Source organism: Arthrobacter sp. RIT-PI-e (genome assembly GCF_001187915.1).
In the GTDB taxonomy this organism is placed as follows: Bacteria; Actinomycetota; Actinomycetes; order Actinomycetales; family Micrococcaceae; genus Arthrobacter_D.
In genome coordinates this window covers 1-20,341 of record NZ_LGIU01000094.1, presented here as the reverse complement: position 1 = coordinate 20,341, position 20,341 = coordinate 1, and the positions used below count along the sequence as shown (strand labels likewise).

General features: G+C 70.6%; 16 protein-coding genes. 3 read left to right on the top strand and 13 right to left on the bottom strand.

The window, feature by feature from the left end; all coding sequences use genetic code 11:
* Positions 1–100 precede the first annotated feature (100 nt).
* The 12 genes from murG to dinB all read right to left on the bottom strand — a co-directional run bounded on the left by murG (position 101) and on the right by dinB (position 15,042).
* Positions 101–1,216, bottom strand: a complete 1,116-nt coding sequence (murG, locus tag AC792_RS14105) for an undecaprenyldiphospho-muramoylpentapeptide beta-N-acetylglucosaminyltransferase (RefSeq protein ID WP_049831136.1) — start codon at positions 1,214–1,216, stop codon at positions 101–103.
* Positions 1,213–2,622: a putative lipid II flippase FtsW gene (gene ftsW / locus AC792_RS14100; protein ID WP_049831135.1), complete on the bottom strand. Its 1,410-nt coding sequence runs from the start codon at positions 2,620–2,622 to the stop codon at positions 1,213–1,215. The genes murG and ftsW overlap by 4 nt, the downstream gene beginning before the upstream one ends.
* Entirely contained in the window at positions 2,622–4,205 is a 1,584-nt protein-coding gene (gene murD, locus AC792_RS14095) for a UDP-N-acetylmuramoyl-L-alanine--D-glutamate ligase (protein ID WP_082177769.1), read from the bottom strand. Before murD ends, ftsW begins: the two co-directional genes overlap by 1 nt.
* On the bottom strand, positions 4,202–5,302 hold the full coding sequence (gene mraY, locus AC792_RS14090; protein WP_049831133.1) for a phospho-N-acetylmuramoyl-pentapeptide-transferase: 1,101 nt from the start codon (positions 5,300–5,302) through the stop codon (positions 4,202–4,204). The genes murD and mraY overlap by 4 nt, the downstream gene beginning before the upstream one ends.
* Positions 5,299–6,810, bottom strand: coding sequence for a UDP-N-acetylmuramoyl-tripeptide--D-alanyl-D-alanine ligase (locus AC792_RS14085; RefSeq protein ID WP_049831132.1), 1,512 nt, complete (start codon positions 6,808–6,810; stop codon positions 5,299–5,301). Before AC792_RS14085 ends, mraY begins: the two co-directional genes overlap by 4 nt.
* Before the next feature lie 6 nt (positions 6,811–6,816).
* Complete coding sequence (locus AC792_RS14080) at positions 6,817–8,463, bottom strand: UDP-N-acetylmuramoyl-L-alanyl-D-glutamate--2,6-diaminopimelate ligase (RefSeq protein WP_049831131.1); 1,647 nt, start codon at positions 8,461–8,463, stop codon at positions 6,817–6,819.
* Positions 8,464–8,480: 17 nt separating this feature from the next.
* The gene (locus AC792_RS14075) at positions 8,481–10,286 is read right to left on the bottom strand and encodes a peptidoglycan D,D-transpeptidase FtsI family protein (protein WP_049831130.1); all 1,806 of its coding nucleotides are present in this window, start codon (positions 10,284–10,286) and stop codon (positions 8,481–8,483) included.
* 59 nt (positions 10,287–10,345) lie between these two features.
* Complete coding sequence (locus tag AC792_RS14070) at positions 10,346–11,035, bottom strand: hypothetical protein (protein WP_049831129.1); 690 nt, start codon at positions 11,033–11,035, stop codon at positions 10,346–10,348.
* Positions 11,032–12,033: a 16S rRNA (cytosine(1402)-N(4))-methyltransferase RsmH gene (rsmH, locus tag AC792_RS14065; RefSeq protein ID WP_049831128.1), complete on the bottom strand. Its 1,002-nt coding sequence runs from the start codon at positions 12,031–12,033 to the stop codon at positions 11,032–11,034. Before rsmH ends, AC792_RS14070 begins: the two co-directional genes overlap by 4 nt.
* 235 nt (positions 12,034–12,268) lie before the next feature.
* Entirely contained in the window at positions 12,269–12,700 is a 432-nt protein-coding gene (gene mraZ / locus AC792_RS14060; RefSeq protein WP_049831127.1) for a division/cell wall cluster transcriptional repressor MraZ, read from the bottom strand.
* 397 nt (positions 12,701–13,097) lie between these two features.
* Positions 13,098–13,475: a DUF3040 domain-containing protein gene (locus tag AC792_RS14055; RefSeq protein ID WP_049831126.1), complete on the bottom strand. Its 378-nt coding sequence runs from the start codon at positions 13,473–13,475 to the stop codon at positions 13,098–13,100.
* A gap of 235 nt (positions 13,476–13,710) precedes the next feature.
* Positions 13,711–15,042 carry a DNA polymerase IV gene (gene dinB, locus AC792_RS14050; protein ID WP_082177768.1) on the bottom strand — a complete coding sequence of 444 codons (1,332 nt, stop codon included), beginning with the start codon at positions 15,040–15,042 and terminating at the stop codon, positions 13,711–13,713.
* 153 nt (positions 15,043–15,195) lie between these two features.
* Here dinB and AC792_RS14045 point away from each other — a divergent pair, with 153 nt between their 5' ends.
* Positions 15,196–16,320 carry a polyprenyl synthetase family protein gene (locus AC792_RS14045; protein ID WP_049831125.1) on the top strand — a complete coding sequence of 375 codons (1,125 nt, stop codon included), beginning with the start codon at positions 15,196–15,198 and terminating at the stop codon, positions 16,318–16,320.
* Between the two features lie 51 nt (positions 16,321–16,371).
* On the opposite strand, the gene AC792_RS14040 is transcribed toward AC792_RS14045, so the two are convergent.
* Positions 16,372–16,725, bottom strand: coding sequence for an Rv2175c family DNA-binding protein (locus AC792_RS14040; RefSeq protein ID WP_049831124.1), 354 nt, complete (start codon positions 16,723–16,725; stop codon positions 16,372–16,374).
* Between the two features lie 284 nt (positions 16,726–17,009).
* Here AC792_RS14040 and AC792_RS14035 point away from each other — a divergent pair, with 284 nt between their 5' ends.
* Both AC792_RS14035 and AC792_RS14030 read left to right on the top strand, forming a co-directional pair.
* Positions 17,010–18,191, top strand: a complete 1,182-nt coding sequence (locus AC792_RS14035) for a lytic transglycosylase domain-containing protein (RefSeq protein ID WP_082177767.1) — start codon at positions 17,010–17,012, stop codon at positions 18,189–18,191.
* A gap of 75 nt (positions 18,192–18,266) precedes the next feature.
* Positions 18,267–20,341, top strand: a 2,075-nt coding sequence (locus tag AC792_RS14030; RefSeq protein WP_049831123.1) for a protein kinase domain-containing protein, incomplete at its 3' end; no start/stop codon positions are given.

The following is a 20,341-nucleotide window of genomic DNA, read 5'->3' as shown; positions in this document are numbered from 1 at the left end:
GTGTTCCCGTTCCTCGTGTCCTGGCGGACTGCCTGACTGTTCCCGTGCGGACTTCTCGGTCCTGCACCGTCGTGCCCGATACCGGACACGCGGTCGTCGTTCACGTCCCCGCCGCCGTCAGCACGAGCTCCGCCATCCGGCGATCGGCATCCCGCACGCCCTGGGCGTAGGAGGCCGCGGACATCCGGGCGAGCCGGGACGGATCGGTGACCAGGGGCAGCACGTGGTCCCGGATCCAGTCGGCGGTGAAGGTGCCGTCCTCCACCAGCAGCGCACCGCCGGCGTCCACGAGACCGCGGGCGTTGAGCCGCTGCTCGCCGTTGCCGTGCGGCAGCGGCACGAGGACCGCGGGGAGACCCACGGCGCTGACCTCGCTGACCGTGGCGGCACCGGAGCGGGCCACGAGCAGGTCCGCCGCCGCGTAGACGCGCTCCATGCCGTCGACGTACTCCACCTGGTGGTACCCGGGGACGGACAGCGGAGCGCCGTCGGCGCCCGGCACCTGCTTGCCCCGGCCGGTGATGTGCAGCACCTGGACACCGGCGCGCGTGAGGAGCTCCACCGCGTCCGCCACGGCCCGGTTGACGCTCATCGCCCCGGAGGAACCTCCCGTGACCACCACGGTGGTGGCGTCCGGGTCCAGGCCCAGCGACGCCCGGGCGCCGGCGCGTTCGGCCGCGCGGTCGAGGTCGGCGATGCCCCGGCGCATCGGCATGCCGACGAGCACGGCGCCCTTCAGCGGCGTGCCCTCGAAGGCCACGGCCACCCGGGCGGCGAATCCCGCCCCCACCCGGTTGGCGATCCCGGGGCGTGCGTTCGCCTCGTGGATCACCACGGGGATGCCGCGCGTCCGGGCCGCGAGGTACACGGGCGTGGAGACGTACCCACCCGCCCCCACGACGACGTCGGCCGCCGCGGTGGTGAGGATGCCCCGCGCCTGGTGCACCGCGCGGCGGACCCGCAGCGGCAGCTTCAGGAGACCCACGGGGGGCTTGCGGGGCAGGGGCACGCGGTCGATGGTCCGCAGCTCGAACCCGGCGGCGGGCAGCAGACGGGTCTCCATGCCGGCCTCGGTGCCGACGACGGCGATGCGGGTGTCCGGCCGGGTCTCCATCAGGGCACCGGCGATCGCCAGGAGCGGGCTGATGTGCCCGGCCGTGCCACCGCCCGCCAGCACCACGGAGAGGGGCCGGGAAGGAGCAGGGGGGGAGGTCATGAGGGTACGCGTTCCCTTCCCGGGACGGAGGGCAGGACGGCGGACGCGGGGGGCCGCGGGCTCCTCCGTGCGAAGGAGAGCAGCACACCCACGGCGGCCAGCGTGAAGGTGAGGGCGGAACCGCCGTACGAGATGAACGGCAGGGGCACCCCGATCACGGGCAGCAGACCGGTGACCATGCCGATGTTGACGAAGGCCTGGCCGATCAGCCACACCAGGATGGATCCCATGAGGATCCGCACGAAGGGGTCCGTGTAGCGCATGGCGACCCGGAAGGTGGCCACGGCGAGGACGCCGAAGAGGAGCACCACCACCAGCGTGCCGAGCAGCCCGAACTCCTCGCCGATGATGGCGACGATGAAGTCGTTGTGCGCTTCCGGGATCCAGTTCCACTTCTGCCGGCTCTGCCCGATCCCGACGCCGAACCAGCCGCCGGATGCCATCGCGAAGAGGCCGTTGTCCGACTGCATGCACAGGTCGTTGCCGTCGTCGCAGTTCAACCCCAGCCAGGCGGCGATGCGGACGTTCCGGTTGCCGCTCGTGGCCACCATGACCAGGGAGCCCACCACGGCGAGAAGACCGGTCACGGTGAAGAGCTTCATCGAGGCCCCGGCGAAGAACAGGGCTGCGGCCATGATCAGCAGGAAGATCAGCGCCGTCCCGAGGTCACCACCGACGAGGATGAGCAGCACCGGCAGGCCCCCGATGGGCAGCGCGGGCACCAGTGCGTGCTTCCAGTCCTTGATGAGCGCCTTCTTCCGCTCGAGGACCGCCGCGAGCCAGAGGGCCACGGCGAGCTTGGCGGGCTCCGAGGGCTGGAGGGTCAGTGGCCCGACCTGGAGCCAGTTCTTGTTGCCGTTGATCTCCTGGCCGACCACCAGCACCAGCGCCAGCAGCACCACGGCGGCGAGGAGACTGGGCCAGGCCAGGGCACGGAGGGCGCGGGGACCGAGCCGGGAGAGCACGATCATGAGGACCACGCCCACCCCGGCGAAGACGGCCTGGCGGGAGAAGGTCTCGTACCGGTTCACGCCGGCGGCGATCGCCTCGACGGACGACGCCGAGAGCACCATCATGAGCCCGATGGCCGTGAGCGCGAGGGCGGACCCGAGGATCAGGTAGTAGGCGAAGCCCGACGGCGAGCGGTCCGACCCCTCGAGCACGGCCCAGCCGCGCCGCAGCCGTACCCGGAGGCCCTTGACCGGCTCGACGCCGGCATTCGTGCGCCGGTCACCCGCGCTCGCTCCCCCGGCCTTGATGGTCCGCGCCCCGAGACCTGCGTCGCCGGTCCCGTCGGACGGGCCGGACGGCCCGGTGGAGGGTGTGGCGGGCCGCACCGGCTCCTTGACGCGGACCGGCCGTACCGAGGGCTTCCGCCCGCCCGGTCGTGTGGGGGTGGTGACCATCAGGGTTCCTCGGGGTTCGTCGACGGACCACCGAGCGCCCTGACGGCCTCCATGAAGGCGGTGCCACGGTGCGCGTAGGAGGTGAACTGGTCCATCGAGGCGGCTGCCGGGGCCATGAGGACGGTGTCGCCGTCCTCGACCAGGCGTGCGGCCTCGGTCACCGCCCACCGTATGGGGTCGTCGGCCGTCGTCGTGCCCGGGCCCTCGGCCCGGTGTCCGGCGCCGTCGTCCTCGGTGCCGGGCCGGAGGGAGACCGGGACCCCCGGGGCGTACCGGGAGAGCGCGGTCCGCAGCGGCTCGGGATCCACGCCGATCAGCACCACGGCCTTCAGCCGGGACGCGTGGGCAGCGACGAGCTCGTCGTAGGAGACCCCCTTGGAGAGTCCCCCTGCGATCCACACCACGGACCGGAAGGACGCCAGCGACGCCGAGGCGGCATGCGGGTTCGTGGCCTTCGAGTCGTTGATCCACAGCACTCCCGCCTCGTTGGCGACCACCTGGATGCGGTGCTCCCCGGGCTGGAAGTTCCTGATCCCGTCGCGCACCGCGCCACTGGGCAGACCCGCCGCCCGCACCAGCGCCGCCGCTGCGAGCGCGTTCGCCACGAGGTGACGCGGGACCACCTCGCCCAGGTCACGGATGGCACCGAGCTCCGCGGCGGAGTCCTTGCGCTGCTCGATGAACGCCCGGTCCACCAGCAGGTCCTCCACCACGCCCATCATGCTCACGGAGGGCATCCCGGTGGTGAACCCGACGGCCCGGCAGCCCTCGACGACCTCGGCCTCCTCGACCATCGCCTCGGTCTCGCGCTGCTCCACGTTGTAGACGCACGCCACGCGGGTGCGCTCGTAGACGGACGCCTTGGCAGCGAGGTAGGCCTCGTAGCTGCCGTGCCAGTCCACGTGGTCCTCGGCCACGTTCAGGCAGACGCTCGCCAGGGGGGAGATCGAGTGCGCCCAGTGCAGCTGGAAGCTGGAGAGCTCCACCGCGAGGAAGTCGTATCCCTGGGGGTCGCGGATCACGTCCAGGATCGGGGTACCCACGTTCCCCGCCGCCACGGCACGCTTGCCGCCGGCCAGGAGCATCGATTCGGTGAGGCCCACCGGGGGGGTCTTGCCGTTGGGCCCGGTGATCGTCAGCCCCTCCGCGGTGGGTCGGCCCCCCCGGACCCGCACCCGCCAGGCCAGTTCGACGTCGCCCCAGACGGGTATGCCCGACGCCGCGGCGTCTGTGAGCAGCGGGTGGGTGGGCCGCCATCCGGGCGAGGGGACCACGAGATCGGCCGGCGCGCCGTCCACGAGGGGCAGGCTCTCCACGTGGTCGGCGCCGAGCAGCACGTCGTGCACCCCGACGATCCTCAGGGTGTCGGCCTTCGCCTCGTTCCCGGGGCCGGCCAGCGCATCCACCACCACCACCGTGGCGCCGAGCTCGATCAGGGTGTCGGCCGCGGAGAAACCCGAGGCACCGATGCCGGCGACCACCACCCGGAGACCGGCCCAGTCGGAGTCCCAGGTGGTCAGGCGCTCCAGGCGGGGGGTCTCCCAGCTCCTCGGCGTCACCGTGCCCTCGTGGAGATCGCTCATCCCACCACCCATTCCGCATAGAAGATACCGAGCCCCACGGCCACGAAGAGGCCCGCGAGGATCCAGAACCGGACTACCACCGTGACCTCCTGCCAGCCCTTCAGTTCGAAGTGGTGCTGGAGGGGTGCCATCTTGAACACGCGCTTGCCGCCGGAGAGCTTGAAGTAGCCCACCTGGATGATCACGGAGAGGGTGATCAGCACGAATAGGCCGGCCAGCACCACCAGGAGCAGCTGCGTCCGGGAGAGGATCGCGAAGCCGGCGATGGCCCCGCCGATCGCCAGCGACCCGGTGTCCCCCATGAAGATCTTCGCCGGTGAGGTGTTCCACCAGAGGAAGCCGATGAGGGCTCCGCACATGGCCCCCGCGATGAGGGCGAGGTCCACCGGGTCGCGGACCTCGTAGCAGACGCTCCCGGCGCCGGGGGTACCGCAGCTCTGGTTGCTCTGCCAGATCCCGATGAGGAAGTACGCGCCGAACACGAGCACGGCGGCGCCGGCGGCCAGTCCGTCGAGCCCGTCCGTCAGGTTCACGCCGTTGCTCGCGGCCGTGATGATCAGGTTGGACCAGATCACGAAGAGGATCGCACCGCCCACGGTCCCGAGGAACGCGAGGTCCAGCGGGGTGTCGCGGATGAAGGAGATGGCCGTGGAGGCCGGGGTACGGCCCTCGGCGTTCGGGAACTGGAGCGCCAGCACCCCGAACACCACACCCACCAGGGTCTGGCCGATGATCTTGGCCGGGGCGCTGAGACCGAGACTGCGCTGCTTGGAGATCTTGATGTAGTCGTCCGCGAAGCCCACGACCCCCATCCCGGCGGCCAGGAACAACAGCAGCAGACCCGACGCGGTGGGACCGGCCACCGGCGAGCCGACGGCCATCATGAGCAGGTGGGTCAGGAAGTACGCCAGGAGCACCGACCCCACGATCACCGCACCGCCCATGGTGGGTGTGCCGCGCTTGGTGTGGTGGGCGGTGGGGCCGTCGTCACGGATGAACTGGCCGTAGCCCTTGCGCACCAGGAGCTTGATGAACAGGGGTGTGCCCACGAAGGCGAAGAAGAGCGCCGAGGCCGAACCTACGAGGAGTGCGATCACGGGTGCTGGGCCTTTCCGGGGGCGCCGGACCCGTCCTCGGCGGACGCCGGGGGAGGATCGGTGGACGGAGCGGCGGTCATCGCGGCGATGCGATCACCGAGGAACCGCAGGCCGGCCCCGTTGGAGGACTTGAGGAGCACGATGTCACCGGGACGGAGCTCCGCGGTCAGCAGCTGCTCCGCGGCGTCGGCGTCGTCGACGTGCAGGGCCTCGCTGCCCCACGACCCCTCCAGCACCGCGCCGTTGTACAGGGCCCGGGTGTTGGGGCCCACGCAGACGAGCTTGGAGATGTTGAGGCGCACCACCACGCGGCCGAGGAGGTCGTGCTCCTCGATGGAGCTCTCCCCCAGCTCGAGCATCTCACCGAGCACCGCCCAGGTCCGGCGGCCCGCCCGACCGAGTTCCGCGAGGGTCCGCAGCGCAGCCCGCATGGACTCGGGGTTGGCGTTGTAGGCGTCGTTGATCACGGTCACGCCGTCCGCCCGCTCGGTGCGCTCCATGCGCCAGCGGCTCGCGGCGGCCTGCACCCGCAGGCTAGCCGCGATGCGCCCGGGCGCGCACCCCAGCCCGTACGCGACGCTCGCCGCGGCGAGCAGGTTGCCCGTGTGGTGCAGTCCCAGCAGCGGGGAGACGACGTCGTGCTCGCTCCCGTCCGGGAAGGCCAGCGTGAAGGAGGGGTGACCCTCGGGTGTGGTGGTGCTGTTCAGCGCCAGGACCACGTCCGACCCGTCGGCGGCGAAGTCCGTCGAGGAGGTGAAGAAGACGGTGCGGGCACGCGTGCGCCCCTGCATCGCGAGGACACGCTCGTCGTCGGCGTTGATGACGGCGGTGCCGGACGGCGGCAGCGCCTCGAAGAGTTCGCCCTTGGCCCGCGCGATGTTCTCCACACCGCCGAACTCCCCCGCGTGGGCGGAACCCACCCCGAGCACCACGCCGATGTCCGGCTGCACGAGCGAGGCGAGGTACGCGATGTGCCCGGGCTTGGTGGCACCCATCTCGATCACCAGGTACCGGGTGTCCCGGTCCGCCTCGAACACGGTCAGCGGGACGCCCACCTCACCGTTGTAGGAACCGCGGGGCGCCACGGTGGGGGCGTGCTCGGCGAGGATCCCGGCCAGCAGGTCCTTGGTGGTGGTCTTCCCTGCCGACCCGGTGATGCCGACGACGGTGATCTCCCCGGCGGCGCGGAGCCGCCGCAGCCACTCGGCGGCCAGCTGCCCCATGGCCAGCACGGCGTCCGGCACGATCACGGCGGGGTACGGCGTGCCGTCCTCGGCGGTCACCTCCCGCTCGGCGAGGGCGAGGACGGCGCCCTGCCCGAACGCTGCGCCGATGAACAGGTGCCCGTCCGACTCCTCACCCGGCTTGGCGACGAAGAGGCCACCGGGGCGGCTCTCGCGGGAGTCGGTGACGGCGGAAGTGACGGTGAGGGCGTGCCCCGCCCCTTCGGCGCCGACGAGGGTACCGCCGGTGAGTGCCGCGATCTCGGCTGCGTGAAATTCAATCATGACGGTTCAGGACTCTATCCCGGGCGTCCGGATCCCAGAGAATCCGTACCTTGTCAACGCGGAGCGCAGCTCCACACGGTCGTCGAGCGAAAGATTCACGCCCTTCACCTCCTGCCACACCTCGTGGCCCCGTCCGGCGATGACCACGGTGTCCGAGGGCTCGGCGAGCGACACGGCGCGGTCGATCGCCTCGGCGCGGGGGAACACCTCGAGGACCCGGCAGCCGAGATCCTCGTCCCGTACGGCCGCTTCGGCACCGGAGAGCACCGCCCGCCGGATACCGGCGTCGTCCTCGTCGTGCGGATCGTCGTCGGTCACGATCAGGATGTCGGAGAGCCGGGCGCCCACGGCTCCCATGACGGGCCGCTTCGACTCGTCCCGCTGGCCCGTGGCACCGAACACGGCGATGACACGGCCGCCGGGCCTCCGCACCGACGCGAGCGTGCGTTCCAGGGCGTCCGGGTTGTGGGCGAAGTCCACGATGGCCGCCGGCGCCTCCCCGACGAGCTGCATGCGCCCGGGGACCTCGGTGGTGAAGGGGTCGGCGTCGTCGAGGGCGCGCTGGACGTCGGCGAGCGGGACACCGGAGGCGATCACCATGACCGCAGCGAGGGCCGCGTTGGAGATGTTGAAGGTTCCCGGCAGTCCGCTGCGCACGCGCAGACGCTCCTCTGTCCGTGCGACCAGCGCGAACGTGTGTCCCAGTCCGCTCGCCGCGACGTCCTCCACGCGCCAGTCGGCCTCGGTGGCCGCACCGTCACCGGGGTCCGTGAGCACGGTGACGACCGGCACGGTGGCGGTCTCCGCGAGCCGGGACCCCCAGACGTCGTCCACCAGCACCACACCTCGGCGTGATCGCCCGGGTGCGAAGAGCGCGGCCTTGACCGCGAAGTAGTCCTCCATGGTGCCGTGCAGGTCCAGGTGGTCCTGCGTGAGGTTCGTGAACCCGGCGACGTCGAAGCGCACGCCGTCCACCCGGCCGAATTCCAGGGCGTGCGAGGACACCTCCATGGAGGCGGCGGCGAGCCTCCGTTCACGCATGAGCGCGAGCAACGAGTGGACCTGCGGTGACTCGGGTGTGGTGAGCGCGCTCGGGATCGCCTCCCCGCCCGCGCGGATCTCGATCGTGCCGATCAGGCCGGTGCTCCTCCCGAGGGCTTCGAGCAGGGCGTTCAGGAAGTAGGTGGACGTGGTCTTGCCGTTGGTCCCGGTGATCCCGAAGAGCGCAGGTCCCGGCTCGGTCTCCTCGGAGCCGCCGAAGATGGCCCGGGCGAGTGGGCCGACCGCGCGTCGGGCGTCGGGGACGACGACGACCGGCGGGGCGTCCAGCGCCTCGGCCGCGAAGGCCGACCGCACGAGCCCCGCGCCGGACTCGTCGGTGAGGACTGCCACCGCTCCGGTGCGCACCGCCTGGAGGGCGAACTCCGCCCCGTGCCGCGCAGCGCCGGGGACCGCGGCGTAGACGTCCCCCGGGAGCACGGAGCGGGAGTCGAGGGTGATGCCCGTGACCGTCGGAAGGTCCGCGGGTCCGGCCGACGTCGAGGGTCCGGCGAGCGGTCCGATCGCCGCGAGCGCGGAGGAGAGCTCCACGCTGCGCGCCACGCGCGGACGGAGCAGGGAAGCCGCACTCCCCTGTGAGGTGTTCGATTGCACTGTTCCTGGCCTCCGGGTCAGAATTCCACCGGGTAGATGTCCGGTTTCGTCGTCGACGCCGGCACGTTGTTCGCATTGAGGACCTGCTGCATGACCTTCTGGAAGGACAGTCCGGGGATCAGGTAGTAGAGGTCGCCCTGGGGGCGCTGCAGCGTGACCACCACCACGTACTCGGGAGCCTCGATGGGGGCGATACCCGCGTAGGAGAGCGTGTACCCATCGTAGCCACCGGTGTCGCTGGGGGCCTCTGCGGTTCCCGTCTTGGAGCCCACACGGTACTGCTCGAGCTCACCGGAGGCGCCGGAGCCCTCCTCCGTCACGGTCTCGAGCATCTTCCGCATCTCGGCCGCGGTCTCCGGGGAGACCACTCTCGTCCCCTCGTCCTGGGGCACCTCGTGCTCCGTGCCGTCCGGGTCGATGTAGGCGTCCACCAGGCGCGGGGCGAGCCGGACGCCGTCGTTCGCGATGGTCTGGTACACCATGGCCGTGTGCAGGGCCGTCTGGGACAGGCCCTGCCCGAAGAGCACCGTGTACTGCTGGCGGTCGTCCCAGGTGTCCGGGGTGGCCAGGAGACCACGGTTCTCCTCTCCGAGACCGGTACCCAGGGGTTCTCCGATGCCGAACTTCTTCAGCCAGTCGTAGCGCTCCTGCTTGGTGAGCTTCTCGCCGATCTGCACCGTGCCCGTGTTCATGGACTTCGCCAGTACGCCGGCCGCGGTACGGCGCTCGCGCTCGTGCTCGGTGGAGTCCTTGAACGTCTGGTTGCCCACGGTGTAGCGGTTGTCCAGCGTGAAGTGGGAGGTAGGCTCGATCAGCCCCTCCTCGAGTGCTGCCGCCAACGTGATGACCTTGGTGGTGGAACCCGGCTCGAACGCCGCGCTGACGGAGTTGGGGCTGCGGTCCTCGATCGGGGTGGCATCGGGGTCGTTCGGATCCAGGGTCGTGGACTCGGCCATGGCACGGATGGCACCGGTCGCGGTCTCGACGACCACGATGTTGCCCCACTCGGCGTCGTAGTCCTTGACCTGGGAGGCGATGGTCTGCTGCGCGAACCACTGCAGATCCTGGTCGATGGTGAGCCGGACGTCCTGCCCGTCCCGCGCGGGGACGTCCTCGTTCGTGGCGTAGGGGATGCGGATGCCGTCCCCGCCGATCTCGAAGGTGCGCTTACCCGCTTCCCCCGTCAGGTGGTCGTCGAGTGCCACCTCCAGCCCGGCGCGGGCCTCGCCGTCAGGTCCCACGTAGCCGATCACCGACCCGGCGACCGGACCGGCCGGGTACGTGCGCACACTGGTCATGTCGGCGTACACCCCGGGGATCTTTACGGCCAGCGCACGGTCCCGGACCTCGGGGGTGACGGAGCGCGCCACGTAGTTGAAGCTGCTCTCACCGAGAACGGAGGCGCGCAGTGTCTCCACGTCGATGCCGAGGACCTCGGAGAGCTCGGTGAGCCCCTGCTCGATCGGGACGTCGGTCTCGCGCCTGGTGCCGCTCTCCTCCTCCGGGTCCTCCACGCTACGGCTGAACTCCTCCACGGCGCTCAGCCGCTGGTCCACCACGATGTCGTAGCGTTCCACGCTCCTCGCGAAGTACTTGCCGTCGGCATCCACGATGGACCCGCGGACGGGCTGCACCACCGTGGAGGTGAGCCGGTTGGACAACCCCGCCTGGGCCAGCCCGTTGAGATCGAGAGCCTGGAGCTGGAAGAGCCGCACCCCCAGCACGAGCAGCAGCACGAGGACGAAGGCCATGCCGATACGGAGCCGGGTGGAGCCGAGCGCCAGGCGGAGGCCGTCGGGGGTGCCGGTGCGGGCAGGGGTCACAGGGAGGTCCTTGTCGATCAGAGTGTCCGGTGCGGGAGGAGCTGCAGGGGGCTTGCCGGCTAGCGGCCGGTGCCCAGCTGCTGCGGACCGGGAATGGTTCCCACGGTCCCCTCCACCTCCGTACCGGGACCTGCCTCGTCCGCGCTCGCCGGCGGCACGACGGCGGGGTCCTCGGCGGGCGCCGTCCCCCCGGTGGGCGCCGGTACGGTCCCCTCCCCGTCGGTGGACGGGGGCACCGGAGCGGCCCGCTCGGTGTCGAGCTTCGGCGCGGCGATCAGCACCTCGGGCTCGGCACCCTTCTGAGCCGGCACTGGCTCACCGGACACCCTGCCGGTCGAGAGGTCGATCATCCCGAAGCTCGGAGCGTCCACCATCCCGAGCTTGGTGGCGGCCGATGCCAGATTCTGCGGTGCCTCCTTGCCCTCGACCTCGAGCACGAGAGCCTCGTTCTGCTGGGTGAGGGCGACCTGCTGGTTGCGCAGGTCCACCAGCTCGTACTGCTTGCCGGAGACCGAGATGTTGAGCATGAGCACCGCCGTCAGGGCGGCTGCCAGCACCAGGAGGGTGAATACGGCGAAGGGCACCCGGCGCCGGGTCGGGCGCGCCGGAACCACCGACAGCGGGGTCCGGGTCCTCGTGGTCGAGCCGGCCGATCTCGAGGTCGATCGCTCGGGAACGGCCGTGAGGGCGCCGCTCCCGTAGGACGCCGTGCCGTCCTGTCGCTTCTCGACACTCAGTGCCTGGCTCATGTGGTTGTCCCGTCGACTGGTCCGGCCTTGATTCGTTCCACTGCCCGGAGCTTGGCCGAGGCCGCTCGCGGATTCTCTTCGATCTCCGTGGAGGTCGGAGCCTCGGTGCCGCGCGTCAGCGAGCGGAGATATGCCTTGTGCTCCTCGAGCTCCACCGGGAAACCGACAGGTGCCGAGGACCGGGTGCCCGCCGTGAACGCACTCTTCACGATCCGGTCCTCGAGGGAGTGGTAGGACATGGCCACCACCCGCCCACCGGTCCGGACGGCGTCGATGGCCGCGGGGATCGCACGCTCCAGCACGCTCAGCTCCTCGTTGACCTCGATCCGCAGCGCCTGGAACGTGCGCTTCGCGGGATGTCCGCCGGTACGCGAGGCCGACGCCGGAACGACCGAGCGGATGACCTCGACCAGTTGCGCCGTGGTGGACAGGGGTGCGGTGTCCCTGGCCCGGGTGATGGAGCTCGCGATCCGTCCGGCGAACTTCTCCTCGCCCCAGGTGCGGATGATCCGGAGGAGATCCTCGCTCGAGTAGGTGTTCACCACGTCGGCAGCGGTGATCCCCCTGCTGGTGTCCATGCGCATGTCCAGCGGCGCGTCGTAGGAGTAGGCGAAACCGCGCTCTCGTTCGTCGAGCTGGAGGGAGGAGACCCCGAGGTCGAAGAGCACGCCGTCGGCACCGGGGATTCCCAGGTCCGCCAGCACCTCCGGCAGTTCGTCGTACACGGCGTGGACCAGGTCGGTGCGGTCCTGGAACGGCGCCAGGCGCTCGGCGGCGAGGTCCAGTGCTTCGGTGTCACGGTCGATCGCGACGAGGTGCGCCTGCGGGAAACGTTCGAGCATCGCTTCGGAGTGGCCGCCCATACCGAGGGTCGCGTCGACGATCACCGCTCGGCGGCCCGCGGTCTCGGCTGCTTCCACGGCTCCGCCGATGAGGGAGACGCAACGGTCACGAAGGACGGGTACGTGTCGCTCACCCGTCGGTCGATCACCGCGCATCCGTCATCTCCGTCCTGCAGTTCGTCGTCGTCGTGTCGGTGTCTCCTCGCAGGCCGGTCGAAGGAGACGCCGCGCTCTTGGATCAGATCCCCATCCGGCCGGAGGATCCGCGCCTGGCTCCGGGGAAGTGGAGCCAGGTGCTGCACCGCATCCGGCGGCTGGAGGTCTCACCCAAGAACTCCGTGCATCCGCGGCCCTCGAACCGCCACGGCATCCTGGTGGTCGGGGTCCCTCCTCAGATGATCCCCGGGAAGGTGTCCTCGTCCGTCTCGGAGAAGGCCGTCTCCTTCTCCATCAGGTAGGACTCCCACGCGTCCGCCGCCCAGATCTCCGCCCGGCTCCCTGCACCGATGACCGCGAGGTCCCGGTCCAGACCTGCGTAGGACCTGAGAGCGGGCGGGATGGTGATCCTGCCCTGCTTGTCGGGAACCTCGTCCGAGGCGCCCGACAGGAAGATGCGGTTGTAGTCCCTCGCCTGGCGTGACGAGATCGGCGCGGACCGCATCTGTTCGTGAACCCTTTCGAACTCACTCATGCTGAAGACGTAGATGCAGCGTTCCTGGCCCCTCGTGAGGACCAGGCCCCCGCTCAGTTCCTCACGGAACTTCGCGGGGAGAATGAGTCTGCCTTTCTCGTCGAGGCGGGGACTGTGAGTTCCGAGGAACATCCCTGACCGCCTATTCCGAGTCCGTCAATCCCAGTGTTTCCCTACTTCTCTCTTATATTCCCCACTTTACTCCACAACCCTCCCCGGTCAACGTGTCGGGCTCCACGGGCGCGTCTTACCGCGGTTCACGTCCATTCATTGCTCGAATACCCGTGACCGGCGAGCCATGGGCGCCCATGGCTCGCCTGATATCGGGCGTGCTCCTGCGAATACCTGATCCGGGCGGAGAACCAGGGCACGGGGAGGGAAGTGGAGGGGGTGAGGTACCTATTGACGGTCAAACCCTCCCGGCGCCGTCCGGGTGGAGCCACCCGAGCGGTGAATTCCGGGTCCGACCGTTAAAGCAGAAGAACCCGCCGTGGCGGGTTCTTCTGGAAGAAACATATTCAGCTCGTCGTCAGCTCTGATCTCTCCGGCGTTCGTCCCATTTGCCCTCCAGGTTGGACATGAAACCACTCTTGCCACCGGAGGCGGCCTTGGAGGGTCGCACTGCCGGCTTGACGCTCTCGACCTGCTTCGACCTCGTGGTGGCGAAATAGACACCCGCGCCCATGATCAGGAACCCGATCACACCGATGGGGATGAACTGGTTGACGATGCCCGCGAGCAGCACGAGGATTCCTGCGATCGTCACGAGCGCCCCGATGACCAGGCGCCTCGTCGACATCGCCTTCCTGGTGTCCGAGGCCATCGAGTGGGCGAACTTGGGATCGTCGGCGTGCAACTGCTGTTCAAGCTGATCAAGCAACCTCTGCTCGTGTTCCGAGAGTGCCATGGCCGCCTCCTTTGATGGGTACCAACGTTCCTCCATCCAGTCAACGACCGGAACGCATCGAGTGTTCCCGGCGGAGGGGTCTGGACGTCAGCGCCGGACAACGAATCTACGTACTGGGAGAGAACTGGACTACCTGATCCAAGAATAGTTTGCTACGTGCTGACCGCAAATGCATAATGCATCCCCGGAGCCGGCTTGATGCGGACTCGGGGCAGGTGATACCTCCGTCGACGTCTCACCCCGGAGGACCATGGAACTGCTCCTCCCGGTCGCCGTCACCGCGCTCGGCGGACGCCGCTCCCCGCGCACCACGGTCCCGGACGCGGGTGCCGCTCGGACCCGCTCCTGCGGCACCGTCCGCTGCCCGCCGGTCCTTCGACCCGAGGAGCCCGGCGGGTACCACCCCGGTGCCCCCGAACTTCCGGTTGACGTCGTCGAGCACGCGCTCGGCGAGACGCCAGTTGTCGTCGCGGCGGTCAATCGTCAACTGGGTGGCCCCGACGCCCTCCGCCTCCAGGGACTCCGCCCGCAGTCCGAGCAGGCGGACCGCCATGGGACGGTCGCCGAGCGACGTCAGCAGCGCCGTGGCCGCACCGTACAGTGCATTGGCGCTCTCCACCGGCTCGTGGAGCTTCTTCGACCGGGTGATCGTGGAGAAGTCCGCGCCCCGCAGCTTCAGTGACACTCCCCCGGCGCGGGGGCCCGACGCCCGCAACCGGGGGGCCGGGCGGTGCGCGAGTCGCAGGAGCTCGCGTCGCAGGACGTCCGAGTCGTCGATGTCGCGGGAGAACGTCTCCTCCGCCCCGATGCTCTTCTCGGGACGGGACACCACCACCGGTCTCGGGTCACGGCCCCAGGCGAGATGGTGCACGTGCTCGCCCGACGCCCCGAGCAGGCGCCGCAGTGTCGGCACCGGGGTGTGGGCGACGTCCTGCACCGTCCGGATCCCGATCCTGGCGAGCACCTCCTGCGTCTTCTCGCCCACACCCCACAGGGCGGAGACCGGCAGGGTGTGGAGGTAGGCCACGGTCCGGTCCCCGGGAATCAGCAGGAGGCCGTCCGGCTTGGCCCTCGTGGACGCGATCTTCGCCACGAACTTGGTGGTGGCGGCACCCACGCTGGCGGTCATGCCGAGGGTGGACTCGATCTCGGCCCGGACCTGCTCGCCGATCTCACGCGGACCCCCGAGTCTCCGGAAGGCCCCGGAGACGTCGAGGAACGCCTCGTCCACGCTGAGCTGCTCCACGTGTGGTGTGATCGAGCGGAAGACGCGCATCACCTGCGCCGACACCTCGGAGTAGCGGTGGTGGTGCGGGGGGAGGATCACGGCGGTGGGGCACCGGCGCATCGCCACGGACATGGGCATCGCCGACCGTACGCCGAACCTCCTCGCCTCGTAGGACGCCGAGAGCACCACCGAGCGGCCCGACGGGGACCCGACCACCACGGGGACGCCCCGCAGATGCGGATGGTCCTGCAGCTCGACGGAGACGTAGAAGGCGTCCATGTCGATGTGGAGGATGCGGCACTCGGCGTGCTCGATCCCCCGCGTCCCCTCCTGCTGCATCACGCCATCGTATGCACTCGCACCGACACCCGCGCCGTCGGGCCCCGTGATCAGCCCGTGCCCGATCCCGGCCCCGTCATGACCGAGCGGGAGCGTCCACGCCGGACGGTTAGAGTGGACGGACCACCACCAGCCGAGTTGCCCGGGAGATCCATGCCGTCCGCACCCACCACCCCCGGCCCGGCCGGTTCTCCCGAGGACCTCGTAGCGCTGGAGCAGGAACGTTTCCGGGAGGAGCTCTCACGGACCACCGACCGGTTCCTGACGGAGCAGCAGGACGTGCTGGCCGGGATCTCGGAGGAGTCGCTCCCGTTGATCTCGAGCATCACCACCCTGACCGGAGGCGGCAAGCGGATGCGCGCCCTGCTGTGCTACTGGGGATGGCGGGGTGCAGGCGGAGCGGCCGGGGCGGCGGCTCCCGTGGTGGCCGGGACGGCCCTCGAGTTGTTCCAGGCCGCGGCCCTGATCCACGACGACATCATCGACCGTTCGGACACCCGCCGGGGTCGTGCGAGCGTCCATCGCCAGTTCAGTACCCGGCACGCGGAGTCGGGCTGGCACCACGATCCGGATCGCTTCGGTGTCTCGGCCGCAATCCTCGCCGGCGACCTGTGCCTCGCGTTCAGTGAGGAGCTGTTCACGGAGGCGTGCAGGGACACCCCGGGGCGCGCCGCCAGGACCATCTTCAACCGGATGCGCACCGAGGTGATGGCGGGTCAGTACCTCGATCTGCTGGAGGAGGTCGTGGGTCCGGACCAGACCCCGGACGTCGCCGAGGAACGCGCCCTCAACATCCTCCGCTTCAAGTCGGCCAAGTACTCGATGGAGCGCCCCCTCATGCTCGGGGGTGCACTGGCGGGCGGGGACGAACAGCTCCTGACGGAGTACTCGGCCTTCGCGCTCCCCCTCGGCGAGGCGTTCCAGCTCCGCGACGACATCCTGGGTGTCTTCGGCGATCCGGCCGTCACGGGCAAGCCGGCCGGGGACGACCTCCGCGAGGGCAAACGTACCCTGCTGATCGCCCGCGCGCTCGGCGCGAGCAGCGGGGCCTCCCGCGCCCTCATCAACGGCATGCTCGGCGACGAACGCCTCACGGACGACGCCGTGGCCCTCCTACGGGACCTGATCACCGGAAGCGGCGCCCTGGAGTTCACCGAGCGTCTCATCGCCGACAGGTCCGAGGAGGCCTTCGCGGCCCTCGCCCGTCTCCGCGTGGACGAGACCTCCCGGGACGCGCTCGAGCGCCTGGCCGTGGCTGCGGTCACCAGGACCTCCTGACAGGTCCGGGTGCGCACCGCGCCCCGGGGTCCGCTCACCCCGGGGTGGGGATCACCAGGCGGCGGCCTGCGCCCTCCGCCGGATCTCGGTCTTCCGGCCGTTGCGCATGGCATCGATCGGTCGACCCGGCAGCGAGTCGTCCTCGGTGTAGAGCCAGCGGATGATGTCCTCGTCGCCGTAGCCCGAATCACCCAGCACCACCACGGTGCCCTTCAGGCTGTCGAGCACTGCGCCGTCCACCAGGAAGTCGGCCGGGACACTGCGGATGTTGCGCTCCCCGATGCGTACGCTGACGAGGGAGCGGTCGCTGATGAGCGCATGCACCTTCGTGATCGGCAGATCGAGGGCTTCGGCGACCTCGGGGAGGTTGAGCCAGGCCGGGACGAGGTGTTGTAGTTCGGTCACCGTCCAAGCGTGCCATGCCGGTGGACCCAACTCCAGCCGGCGTCGTGCTGCGGCGAGGGAGGGCTCCCTCCCGCCGGAGGCCCGGCCGACATCGGGTACACGCCCCACCGTGGGTTCCGCTGTGGGGGACCCGTCGTCGTGTAGGTTCCACATGGGTCACACGAGCACCACCATCACCACGTGACTCTCGAGCATCACTGCACCTGCGCACATCTGCCCGGAGACCGGTCTCACAGGTGTGCGCGTCCGCGCGGACTCAGCCGCCAACAGACGAGGAACGAACCATGACTGCCCAGCGATCGACACCACCGCTGAACGGTACCCGCAAGAGATCCCGGGGCTCCGGCCTCACCGGCCTCCACGCCGCTGTGACCACCGCCGCCATCCCGGCGGTGATCCTCCCCGCCGTAGCCCCCGCCCCGCCGGCGGCCGCCGCACCGGCTCCGCAGGTGTCCGTGGCACGACCTCTCGTCAAGGCGACGCCGCCCCTCCCCCGCACGGTGACCCCGGCCGCGCACGTCGTCGTCCAGGTCCCCGCCCAGCCGATCACCGTCGCGATGCAGCCCGCTCCGGCCGAGTACACCATCAAGGCGGGTGACACGATCAGCGCGATCGCCGCGCGCCACGGGCTCTCCACGGACGCTCTGCTCAAGCCCAATGCCCTGGACGCGCGGACCATCATCTCCCCCGGTCAGAAGATCAAGCTCTCCGGCGCCGCCGCACCGACGGCCGTACCCGCCGCCAAGCCCGTCGCGGCCCCGGCAACCGCACCGGCCCCGGCCCCCGCGGCCGGCACCTACACCGTCAAGTCCGGCGACACCCTCGGAGCCATCGCCTCCCGCAACGGGGTGAACCTGCAGAACCTGCTGACCGCGAACAACCTCTCCATGACCTCGATCATCTACCCCGGCCAGAAGCTCACGCTCTCCGGCGCCGCCGCACCGACGGCCGTACCCGCCGCGGTGCCGGCGGCCACGAACCAGGTCCCCTCGTCGTTCCTCGGGTACACCTACCCGGACCGCGTGGTCGCCGACGCCAATGCGAACAAGGCCCTGCTCGATTCGATGCCGGCGCCGTCGGCCGCGCAGATGCGGCAGATCGTCGCGGACACCGCCCGGTCCATGGGGGTCGACCCCAGTCTCGCCCTGGCGTTCGCCTACCAGGAGTCGGGGTTCAACCAGCGGGCGGTCTCCCCCGCCAACGCCATCGGCACCATGCAGGTCATCCCCTCCTCGGGCCAGTGGGCCGGTGATCTCGTGGGTCGCAAGCTCAACCTCCTCGACCCGCATGACAACGTGACCGCCGGTGTGGCCATCATCCGGTCGCTGGTCCGCACCAGCCCCTCGCTGGACATCGCCATCGCCTCCTACTACCAGGGCCAGTACTCCGTGCAGACCCGTGGCATGTTCGAGGACACCAAGCGGTACGTGGCCGCCATCAAGGCCCACCAGCGCACCTTCCAGTAGGAGATCGGCGCAAGCGCACGGGGGACGGGACCGGATGGTCCCGTCCCCCGTGCCGCTCCCGATTAGGATCGAGGGGTGCAGCAGCAACGGAAGGACCCCCTCGAGGGCTCGATCGTGGACGGACGGTACCTCGTCCACTCGCGACTGGCCCGCGGCGGCATGTCCACCGTGTACCTCGCCACGGACCGCCGACTCGATCGTCGCGTGGCCCTGAAGGTGCTGTACCCGCACCTCGCCGACGAACCGGGTTTCGTGGACCGGTTCGAGCAGGAGGCGAAATCCGCTGCGCGGCTCTCCCACCCCCACGTGGTGGGCGTCCTGGACCAGGGGGTCGACGACGTCGGTGGGGAGACGGTCGCCTACCTCGTGATGGAGTTCGTCCGCGGGAGGACACTGCGTGACGAACTGCGGGAGCACGGCCGGCTGACACCCCGGCACGCCCTGGCGCTGCTCGAGGCGGTGGTGGAGGGACTGGCTGCGGCCCACGAGGCCGGGTTGATCCACCGGGACGTGAAGCCGGAGAACGTCCTGCTCTCGGACACCGGACAGGTGAAGATCGCGGACTTCGGACTCGCGCGGGCCGCCTCGGCGAGCACCGGTACCGCCACCCTCGTGGGAACGGTGGCCTACCTCTCCCCGGAGCTCGTGCTCGGCCGACCCGCCGAGGCGCAGAGCGACATCTACTCCACGGGGGTGATGCTCTTCGAACTGCTCACCGGACGGCAACCGTTCACGGGTGAGGTTCCCGTCCAGGTGGCCCTCCAGCACGCCCAGCAGGACGTCCCGGCGCCCTCGACGCTGGTTCCCGGGCTCGCCGCGGACATCGACGAACTCGTCCAGTGGTGCCCCTCGCGTGACCCCGAGGCGCGCCCGGCGGCCGGCGCGGCCCTCCTCGGGGACCTCCGCCACATCCGCGCGAACCTCTCCCCCGCGGAGCTGGACCTCGCGCCGGGCGGCGTTCCGCCGACAGGTACGGACCGTACGGACCAGCTGACCGTGGGCGCCGTCCCCGTGGTCACGGACGGGTCCGCCCCCACGGACGTGCTCCCCCCGTCCTCGCTCAGGGGTGTCTCCGGCCCCACCCAGCCCGCGCGCGAGGAGATGACACAGGTGATGTCCCGTCCCGTTCCCGAGGGCACGAACACGGACACGGATGATCACGACGACGGGAACAGCACCCGCGTCATCAGGCGGGACGAGAACACCACACGGGTCATCGGGGCCCCACCCGGCAGGCCGCCGTCGTCCGCCTCCCACGAGGGCCCCGGCAGGGGGAGGTCTCCGGGGCGGGGGGCCGGAGGGACCGGCACCTACCACCGGCAGGATGCCGGGTCGCCGCGGAGCGGGGCGTCGGTGGTCCCCGGTGTCGGGCGTGCACCGGGCGCCGACGGACGCCGCCCGTCACGCCGGCAGGCGGCCCGGGCGGCACGCCGGCCGCGGGCCTCGCTCCCCGGGAGGGCACGACGGCGCCTGGCACCCCTCCTGGTGGTGCTGCTCGTCCTGCTGGCCGCCCTCGTGACCGCGGGGAGCTGGTTCTTCGGCGCCGGTCCGGCGGGCACGGTGACCCTTCCCGATCTCGCCGACAGGCCGCTGGCCGAGGCCCGGTCCGTGCTCATCGAGCAGGGCATCGGTTCGGTGTCCACGCAGGAGGTCTTCGACGACGACGTCCTCGCCGGTCTCGTGGTCGGCACCGACCCCGCGGCCGCGACGGAGATCCGCCGCTACGAACAGGTGGAGCTCCTCGTCTCGAGGGGACCGGAGCTGTTCGCGGTCCCCGACGTCACCGGGGAGAACCGGACGAGGGCGACCGCCGAGCTGGAAGCGGCGGGCTTCGCACCCGGCGGGCTCCGCGAGGAGTACAGCGAGACGATCGGTGCCGGGGTGGTCCTGGCGCAGGATCCCGGAGCGGGGGCGGAACGGCCCCGCGGCACCGCCGTCGAGCTCGTGGTCTCCCGTGGCCCGGCACCGATCGCGGTGCCGGACGTCAGGGGTTCGGACGAGGCCGACGCCGTCGCCGCCCTGGAGGACGCCGGCCTCCGGGCGGAGGTGAGCCGGGACCGGGAGTACAGCGGTACGGTGCCCGCCGGGGCCGTCCTGGCGCAGAGTCCGGCGGACGGGGCCGTGCAGCGCGGCACCACGGTGACGCTCAC

Excerpts from the sequence above, each read along its gene's own strand:
- murG (WP_049831136.1), bottom strand. The coding sequence starts at position 1,216 with ATGACCTCCCCCCCTGCTCCTTCCCGGCCCCTCTCCGTGGTGCTGGCG.
- ftsW (WP_049831135.1), bottom strand. The coding sequence starts at position 2,622 with ATGGTCACCACCCCCACACGACCGGGCGGGCGGAAGCCCTCGGTACGG.
- murD (WP_082177769.1), bottom strand. The coding sequence starts at position 4,205 with ATGAGCGATCTCCACGAGGGCACGGTGACGCCGAGGAGCTGGGAGACC.
- AC792_RS14085 (WP_049831132.1), bottom strand. The coding sequence starts at position 6,810 with ATGATTGAATTTCACGCAGCCGAGATCGCGGCACTCACCGGCGGTACC.
- AC792_RS14070 (WP_049831129.1), bottom strand. The coding sequence starts at position 11,035 with ATGAGCCAGGCACTGAGTGTCGAGAAGCGACAGGACGGCACGGCGTCC.
- rsmH (WP_049831128.1), bottom strand. The coding sequence starts at position 12,033 with ATGCGCGGTGATCGACCGACGGGTGAGCGACACGTACCCGTCCTTCGT.
- mraZ (WP_049831127.1), bottom strand. The coding sequence starts at position 12,700 with ATGTTCCTCGGAACTCACAGTCCCCGCCTCGACGAGAAAGGCAGACTC.
- AC792_RS14055 (WP_049831126.1), bottom strand. The coding sequence starts at position 13,475 with ATGGCACTCTCGGAACACGAGCAGAGGTTGCTTGATCAGCTTGAACAG.
- dinB (WP_082177768.1), bottom strand. The coding sequence starts at position 15,042 with ATGCAGCAGGAGGGGACGCGGGGGATCGAGCACGCCGAGTGCCGCATC.
- AC792_RS14045 (WP_049831125.1), top strand. The coding sequence starts at position 15,196 with ATGCCGTCCGCACCCACCACCCCCGGCCCGGCCGGTTCTCCCGAGGAC.
- AC792_RS14035 (WP_082177767.1), top strand. The coding sequence starts at position 17,010 with ATGACTGCCCAGCGATCGACACCACCGCTGAACGGTACCCGCAAGAGA.